At 48.6% G+C, this 8756-nt stretch carries 4 protein-coding genes; 3 read left to right on the forward strand and 1 reads right to left on the reverse strand.

The window, feature by feature from the left end; genetic code table 11:
* Positions 1-18: 18 nt before the first annotated feature.
* A complete protein-coding gene (locus QUB14_RS24230; RefSeq protein WP_333219993.1) occupies positions 19-1452 on the reverse strand; it encodes an MFS transporter in 1434 nt (477 codons plus the stop codon).
* Positions 1453-2262: 810 nt separating this feature from the next.
* Between QUB14_RS24230 and cbiD the strand changes: the two genes are divergently transcribed.
* The 3 genes from cbiD (at position 2263) to QUB14_RS24245 (ending at position 8717) form a co-directional block, all read left to right on the forward strand.
* Positions 2263-3420, forward strand: coding sequence for a cobalt-precorrin-5B (C(1))-methyltransferase CbiD (cbiD, locus tag QUB14_RS24235; protein WP_333219991.1), 1158 nt, complete (start codon positions 2263-2265; stop codon positions 3418-3420).
* Between the two features lie 380 nt (positions 3421-3800).
* Positions 3801-5369 carry a glutamine-hydrolyzing GMP synthase gene (gene guaA, locus QUB14_RS24240; protein WP_333220023.1) on the forward strand — a complete coding sequence of 523 codons (1569 nt, stop codon included), beginning with the start codon at positions 3801-3803 and terminating at the stop codon, positions 5367-5369.
* 708 nt (positions 5370-6077) lie between these two features.
* On the forward strand, positions 6078-8717 hold the full coding sequence (locus QUB14_RS24245) for a two-partner secretion domain-containing protein (protein WP_333219989.1): 2640 nt from the start codon (positions 6078-6080) through the stop codon (positions 8715-8717).
* The last annotated feature ends 39 nt before the right edge of the window (positions 8718-8756 follow it).

The raw sequence follows: 8756 nt of genomic DNA on the forward strand, positions 1-8756 counted from the left end.
AATTTGTGCGAAAATTTCCTAGCCGCGGTTTAAATTGAAACGTCCCAAAGTGGGGACGATCGACCGCAGCGACTGGCTACGAGGTTCTCGCACCAAAACCAAAGGCAGAAGGGCAATCAAGCGAACACCAGCCGAGAGGGCAAACACTGCTCCCAAACTCATGCCAGGAAGTTCGGCAAGAAAGCCGCCGGCGGTAGTTCCCAAAGCCCCAGCTACTCCCGAAACTGCTGCGGCGATCGCAAAATAAGTCGAGGGTTGCTCGATCGACGCTATCTCCATTTGAATATTGTTAGTACACAGCCCGATCGCGCCTAAAGTCGTTCCCCCCAACAAGTGCAGCAGCGGCAGCCACACCCATAGAGCAAAAGGGTAATTGCCCGTACCCAACCACAACAAAGGCGTTACCGCTACCACCAGCCCAACCGCAATTAGCAGTGGGCGATTTCCCCAGCGATCGGCCAACTTGCCCCAAAACATCAGCAGCAGTAGATTTGCGCCGGAACTTAAGCTGGTGTAAATCGTTACCAAACTCACATCCAAGCTTAAATCTTTCAGCAGGTAGATATTAAAAAAAGGCGCGCTGAGATTGACAGCAAATGTCCACACACTGAAGTAAAGAATAAACATTAAAAAATTAGAATCTTTCAGCACAGAAGGCACAAAATCTGTTATTTGCCTTTCTTTTTTCTCTGTAAGTCGATCGCTCTCTGCATCTTTTTTGTATACCTGGGGATTCACATCACCCATGAAGGATTGACACCCCAAACTAATCATTCCCGCCAAAACACCCACAAATAAAACAATACCGTAGCCAAAAATTGGCCCGCCGTCCCAAGTTGACACTCCCAATCCCATCAACGGCACTCCCAGCAAAGTGATGAAGCTGACAGCACTGTTGCGAAAGCCAAAATAGCGTCCCCGCAAGCGCTGAGGAACCACAGCAGCCATCCAACTGAACCAGCTAGAATTGGCAAAAGCTGCCAGCACACTAGCTGCTACGACTGTTACCAGCGTCCATTGCAGCAATTGGTGGAGGTCTGGGTGCTGGGAACCCCAAACAATTGCCACCGCGAGCACCAGCCACAGCAGCCGCGACGCCCCGAATACTAATAGGTTGTACCAGCGGCGGCTGGTTGTGCGGTCTGCGATGTAGGCTCCTAGTGGTTGCAGGAGATTTACCACCATCGGAATAGCAGAAAATATACCTATTTCCACGCTGCTGGCGCCGAGTTGCAGCAAGAAGTTGCTCAGCAGCACGCCTGTGGTCGCCGACTCGAAGATAGTGGCAAAAACGCCGTCTAGAGTTGAGGCTCTCAGGGTTGAGCGAACGTCTTTTTTAGAAAATTTGAGAGCTGTTTTTGCAGAGAGAACGAGCTGAAATATTTTCGGGTCTACTATTTCTGGACTCTGAAGAGATAGAGGTTCATTTAACTCTGCAACTGGTTCAACCATAGTCAATTGATTGTAGATTGTAGATTTTAGAGTAAAAACTGTCCAACCCTGGTTTGGTAATGGTTTGAGGCTGGCTGGTCATTAAATTATTTTTCACGCGCCGGTGTAAATAAAATTTAATCTTTCTGCTAAAAATTGCTGACCTAGCCTGTTAAGATAAAACCAGCCCCGCCTTCAAGATGTGAGCTTGAAAGCTAGACTGGCACTTCCGGGTAATGGTTATTAATATAGATGGCAAGCGATTAGTGGAACATCAACCGCTTGGGAGATATAAATTTGCCAATTGTCCAAAAGTAGGTTTTAGCGCTTAACAAGGAAGCTATCGCAGCATTTCGCCTGCCAAAAATTGCTCGAATTCCGCCTCAAACAAGTCGCCCCAAGGGCCAAAGCAAATTTCGCGCCCGATCCTCCCTTCCGCTCTCAAACCTTTACGGCTAGCTAAATCTATAGAAGGAAGTACGATCGACTTGCCGAGTATAGCTGCTAACGATTTGTACCTAATTCCTGGAATCGGTTTGTTCAGTCCCAGCGCTCACGATCGAGATTCCGGGTTGTTTATGGAAATCCCCCGCACCTGTCCGTAAGGCTTCGGAGTGGGTTTTTGGCGATCCTCTACGAGGGTTCCGCTAACGCACCTCAAAAAAATTGTGGCTGAGATCGGCAACTGGTAGGACAAATTTATTACTTGAGAAAAATTACCTTAACTGCTGATAACAGCAAACCCTAAAATTAAGCTTAAATGTTTGAGGGGTATTATTGCTACAGCGTGATATCGAGCCTCGGCAAATTTACGGATTTTTGCATTAGATCGTGACAAAAACTCAACCTTTATCCGGGTATACACTGCCAGTATTTGCCTGTGCGGCCGCACTTGCAGCTTTGCGGTGCTTGCGTGAGGGTATCCAGTCTGTTGATAGCGTATCAGTAAATTTACTGGAACCGCAAATAACGGCAGAAATTCCGATCGAACAGGCGTCTGTACTCAAAACTCGTACCGCTTTAGGAGTGACTCGCTCCGATCCGGGGGACAATCTCGATCTGACTCGCAATACCCCCGTTTGGGCAATGGTGGAATTGGGGAATTGGGAAGAGGGAGAGAGGGAGAAAGAGGGAGAGAATCGGGGAGAGGGAGAGCAGATTGTGATTCTCGGCGGTGAAGGTATCGGGCGTCACACAGTCGGTGGAGGAGCCGCAATCTATGATTACGCAATGCGGCTGTTGCGATCGAATCTGAGCCGAGAACTCGCACGGGGAGAAAAAATTACTGTCACCCTGATTCTGCCGTCTGGGCGGCAACTAGCCACCCGCACTTCTAACGAAGCTTTCGGCGTGGTAGAAGGACTTTCGCTGCTGGGTACAACTGGCATTTCTCAACCGCTGAGTGCCCCTGGACAGTTGGAACTTTACCGCGAACAACTGCAACAAAAAGCCGAACTGTTTGACTGTTTGGTTTTCTGCATCGGCGAAAACGGTTTGGATTTGGCGCGACAACTGGGGATTAATCCCGACAGGCTAGTCAAAACCGCTAACTGGCTCGGCCCGCTGCTGGTAGAGGCCGGATATCAGGGCGTGGAGTCAATTTTGCTGTTTGGCTATCACGGGAAGCTGATGAAATTGGCAGCGGGAATTTTTCACACTCACCACCACCTCGCTGACGGGCGCAGGGAAATCCTCACAGCTTACTCTGCTAAGGCCCGAATGCCTGCCGATGCTTGTTCCGCAATTTTTGCCGCAGCGACAGCCGAAGAGGCTCTCGGGCAACTGCGGGCTTTAGATGCGGAGTTTGGGAGCAATTGGGTCGATCGAATTTACGGCGACATCGCCCGACAAATAGACTTGCGGTCATCGGATTGCATTTTTACTCACACTAATCGGCGCATCTCCGTGGGCTCGGTGATGTTCGGGCGCGATCGCAAAATTATTGTTAAAAGTGATATAGGAGATACATTTTTGACCCAAATTTGTTAATGTAGTGTGAATATCCCTGAATTCTGTTTAAAACATCGCTCAGGGATAATATTTAACAAGTAATAATTCTTTGTCCCTAGACCTTAATTATACTAGGTTGCTTGGGGACGCAGTTTTTGACGCCAGAGTTCAATTAATTAGGATAAGGATTGAAGTAAATCTATGCTTGCCCTCGACCCTATTAATCGACTACGAGCGCTGACTGCAATCTAGTATAAATAAGATTTATTCCTAGTGACTAATGCTTGCTCGCCTTCCTCAGTCTTGTAGTGAAGCCGCGACAAATACCTCCCCTACTTTCGACCCAATTAGCAATTAGCAATTACGCAATAACCGTGACTACTCAAATAAAAACTGAATCAGACCTCACAAACTCTTCTATGGGGCAGAGCGATCGCCAGATGATCGTGATTCTCGACTTCGGTTCGCAATATTCCGAACTGATTGCTCGTCGAATTCGCGAAACTCAAGTATATTCAGAAGTTATTTCTTACCGGACTACGGCAGAACAGTTAAAAGCTATCAATCCTAAAGGAATTATTCTTTCAGGAGGCCCGAGTTCTGTATACGATGAAAAAGCACCCCACTGCGACCCAGAAATTTGGAATTTGGGAATACCGGTGTTGGGAGTGTGTTACGGGATGCAGTTGATGGTAAAGCAGCTCGGAGGAACTGTTGAGCGATCTAAGTTAGCGGAATACGGCAAGGCATCGCTATTTATTGACGATCCTACGGATTTGCTGACAAATGTCGAAGAGGGCAGCACGATGTGGATGAGCCACGGAGACTCCTGTACTGAACTGCCGCCGGGTTTTGAGATCCTCGCTCACACGGACAATACTCCGTCTGCTGCTGTTGCTCACCACGAGAAAAATTTGTACGGCGTTCAGTTCCATCCAGAAGTAGTTCACTCGATCGGGGGAATAGCTTTAATTCGCAATTTTGTTTACCATATTTGCGAGTGCGAACCGACTTGGACGACAGCTACTTTTGTGGAGGAATCGATTCGCGAAATTCGCGCGCAAGTCGGAGATAAACGAGTTTTGCTGGCTCTATCCGGTGGAGTAGATTCTTCTACTTTGGCTTTCTTGCTGCATAAGGCGATCGGCGACCAACTTACCTGTATGTTTATCGACCAAGGGTTTATGCGGAAGTATGAACCAGAACGGTTGGTAAAATTATTTAAAGAGCAATTCCACATTGACGTTGAGTATGTGAATGCTCGCGAACGCTTTTTAGCTCAACTTGAAGGGATTACCGATCCTGAAGTAAAACGCAAGCGGATTGGTCACGAGTTTATCAACGTATTTGAAGAAGAATCGAAGCGTCTCGGCCCCTTCGACTACCTCGCACAAGGTACTCTTTATCCGGATGTGATTGAGTCGGCTGACACTAATGTAGACCCGAAAAGTGGCGAGCGAGTTGCTGTTAAAATTAAAAGCCACCACAACGTCGGCGGTTTGCCGAAAGATTTGCGATTTAAGCTGATCGAACCGCTGCGAAAACTGTTTAAGGATGAAGTGCGAAAAGTCGGCCGATCGATCGGGCTTCCCGAAGAAATCGTGAACCGGCAACCTTTCCCCGGCCCGGGATTGGCGATTCGGATTATAGGAGAAGTTACCTCCGAGAGACTAAATATTTTGCGGGATGCTGACTTCATTGTTCGCCAAGAAATTAACCGGCACGGATTGTACGGTGAACTTTGGCAAGCTTTTGCAGTTTTGCTGCCGATTCGCAGTGTAGGCGTGATGGGCGATCAGCGCACTTATGCTTACCCGATCGTCTTGCGATTTATTAAGAGTGAAGACGGGATGACGGCTGATTGGGCGCGGGTTCCTTACGATTTGTTGGAACTGATCTCGAATCGGATTGTGAATGAGGTTAAGGGGGTGAACCGAGTGGTTTACGATATTACTTCTAAGCCACCGGGAACGATCGAGTGGGAGTGATTTGTAGTTAGCGATTAAGTAGGCGGACAGATTTTTTTGTCTGTCTACTTATTTTGATTTTGGATAAAAGGGCGATTCCCTCTGGGATAGCTACGCTTCACGGGCTTCAGGGGATGGGGGAGTGGGAAGGGCGATCGCCTTTATAGAACCCATTTGACATTTTTTACTGTATTGAAGTAAAGTGACTGCAAAATTCGTATCCAGCAGTTATGCCATACTCTACCAGCCTCACAGACGAAGAGGGGATCATCCTCGAATCCTTGTTTTTTCCGGTTGTGGCAAGGTAGGGGAAGAGAACGGGCAAATGCTTGGATAGAGACGTGCAAAATCCTCGTCACTAATTTTGAGAGAACTCTGGTTGATGCGAGTGTCAAGGTTAATTTTTGTTTTATTAAAAGACTTCGGACAGTTTTTAGATAACCAACCGTAGAATATGGCTTTCAAGGCGATTCGGCAATCGAACTAGCAAGGAAAAATCAAGGGTTTCAGACTATAAACTAAAAACTCTCCGGACTATTGTTATTAGGCTGATGCCGATCGGGCTTGCAGCGGCTTAGATTTCAAATGGGTTCTATAAACGTTCGCCAGTTGAGCTACGGGCGCACTTTTTAACGTGCTTAGCTTAAATTCCACTCATGTTTTTTGAGGAAAAAGTTTTATTATAATTTAAGCGCGCTCAGCAAAGAATTTCTTTGAGGGAGAAGTCTAATGATTATAACAAGAACAACTCAAAGATATCAACAGCAACTGTTGACTTGTAGTTGGGTGGTATCTTTAGGTTTATTACTGTTCTCACCTGCTGCTACAGGACAGCCAATTACTCCGTCTCCCGATGGCACAGGAACTGCTGTTAATGCCTCGGGCAATCAATTTAACATCAACGGGGGACAGCTCTCACAAGACGGCAGTAATCTCTTTCATAGCTTTCAGCAGTTTGGACTCAAAGACGGTCAAATTGTTAACTTTATTTCTCAGCCAAATATCCGCAACATTTTAGGGCGAGTTGTGGGTGGCGATGCTTCTTATATTAACGGTTTAATTCAAGTAATAGGCGGTAGTTCTAACTTATTTTTGATGAATCCGGCGGGGATTGTTTTTGGTTCCAACGCTCAACTGAACGTGCCTGGTTCCTTCTTGGCAACGACAGCAACCGGAATCGGATTTGGCAACAATTGGTTTCAGGCAGTTGGCGTTAATGAATACGCTATGCTGATAGGAACGCCAAGCATTTTAAATTTTGGTACAGCTCAGCCAGGGGCGATCGCAAATTTCGGTCAACTGCGCGTACCTAACGGGCAAACGCTAGCTTTAATAGGCGGAACAGTTTTCAGCCCCGGTACTTTGTCAGCACCTTCCGGGCAAATTGCGATCGCATCGGTGCCCGGAGAAAACTTAGTCCGCATTTCTCAAGCAGGCCATTTGCTGAGTTTAGAAATTTCCCCCTCTTCTAATCTAGATTCTGCTTCTGTGCCGTTGAGTCCCCTCACCCTGTCCCAACTGCTCACAGGAGGTAGCAACAACGCTACAGGCGTTACAGTTAACAGCGACGGAAGCGTACAGCTAACGAATTCAGACTTGCGGGTAGAAGCTGGCGATGTGGCGATCGCCGATACTCAGGTAACAGGTGCGAACCAAAAAGTAGCAGTGTCTGCTCAAACGGCTACAGTGTCAGCCGCGCGTAACCTGACCCTAGCAAACAGGCAACTACAAACAACCGGTGACTTGAAATTGCAAGCGGGGGAAATTGTCCGTATCCGCGACAGCGCGGCTAACTCTTTTGTTACTAATGCGGGTGGAAACCTAGCCGTACAGGGCGATCGCCAAATAGACATCCAGGCGCGCAATCACTCCCAAAGCTTACTGAGCGCTGACGGCCGCATCACACTTACCAGTAACGGTACTGTATCCGGTGATGCCCTCTTCAGAGCTGGCAGCGATTTCTCAATTGCCACACTTCAAGGTAGCCCCGGCAACTTCGCAAGTTCAGGCGGTTCTACGATCGTCTCAGGCGGAAACGTCTCTTTTGGTAATTACGCAGGCGCTTCTCTGGAAGTGCAAGCCCAAGGCACGATCGCAGCCGGCGATCTCGCTATCACTTCCGCATCTAGCGATCGACCGCAGTTGGTTTTAACGGCTGGCAACCTACCCACTCCCCTCACTGGAAACAGCACTCTAGCACCCGCCAGTTCTTCACCTGCCAGCATTCAAGTTGGCAATATCGCGATCGCAGGTTCAGTTTTTTTAGGCGCTGCAAACAGCATTCAAGCAGCATCCATTACTTCAAATGGCGGAGATCTCGCGCTGGTAGCGTCCGGGGACATCACAGCGGAAAACCTGAATACTTCAACTTTAACGGGCAATGCCGGCAATATTACCCTCTACAGCACGGGGGGAAGCATCAATACGAACGCCAGCACCTTGAACGCTTCCTCGATAGCCGGTAACGGTGGGTCAATTTTCCTATATGGGACAAACGCGATCGCCACCGGTGGAATTACAACCTCTAGCTTCATTGGAAACGGAGGCGGCGTCACCCTTTATTCAGAAGGCAACATCAGTTCGGGCAACATCAACACTAGCGGAATCAAGGCAGGTGAGATCAGCTTCCTTAGCAATCCACAAACTCCTTCGGTGGAGGTGGCTCCCGCGCTGCCACCAGAACCACCAGCGGTCATACCTTCCCCGGTGCCAGCACCATCACCTGTCCCGCAGCCACCAGAACCACCACCGCTCATACCTCTCCCGCCGTCAGTGAACCAACCTGGCTCTGCCCCGCAGCCACCAGAACCACCACCGCTCATCGTCCCGCAGCCACCAGAACCACCAGCGATCGTATCTCCCCTGCCGTCACCAGCAGCACCAGCAGCAGCACCATCGCTGCCACCAGAACCACCAGGGGTCATAGCTTCCCCGGTGCCACCAAAATCACCAGCACCATCTGGCATTCAGTTCCCTGAACTCGCACCTCTAAACAATGGCTTAGTAAGCCTGACACCGAGTGCCATTCAGTGCTTAACTGAGGAACAATTATTGGAGCAGCAGGCAGGAGTCCCCCTCCAAACTGCCCCGAAAGACTACAGCAAAGCGATCGCCTGCTACCAGCAGAATTTAGAGCTGGCGAGACTCTCCCGCGATGACGCTAGGGAAGGCTACGCGCTCAACAATCTAGGCGCAACTTACTACGCAATCGGAGATTATGAAAAAGCAATTTCTTACCAGCAGCAGCGCTTAGCACAAGCTGAATCCAGGGCCGATTTATTGGGAAAGGGACAAGCTTTTATTGGTTTGGGAGCTGCTTACGGCGCGATTGGCATATACAGCACTTCCGGATGTTATGAGGTACAGTAGCAGCAATTAGTAAACCAGTTTTTGAGATGTTTCGGATTA

The sequence above is a fragment of the Microcoleus sp. B3-D2 genome (assembly GCF_036705345.1).
In the GTDB taxonomy this organism is placed as follows: Bacteria; Cyanobacteriota; Cyanobacteriia; order Cyanobacteriales; family Microcoleaceae; genus Microcoleus.

Excerpts from the sequence above, each read along its gene's own strand:
- QUB14_RS24230 (WP_333219993.1), bottom strand. The coding sequence starts at position 1,452 with ATGGTTGAACCAGTTGCAGAGTTAAATGAACCTCTATCTCTTCAGAGT.
- QUB14_RS24245 (WP_333219989.1), top strand. The coding sequence starts at position 6,078 with ATGATTATAACAAGAACAACTCAAAGATATCAACAGCAACTGTTGACT.
- guaA (WP_333220023.1), top strand. The coding sequence starts at position 3,801 with ATGGGGCAGAGCGATCGCCAGATGATCGTGATTCTCGACTTCGGTTCG.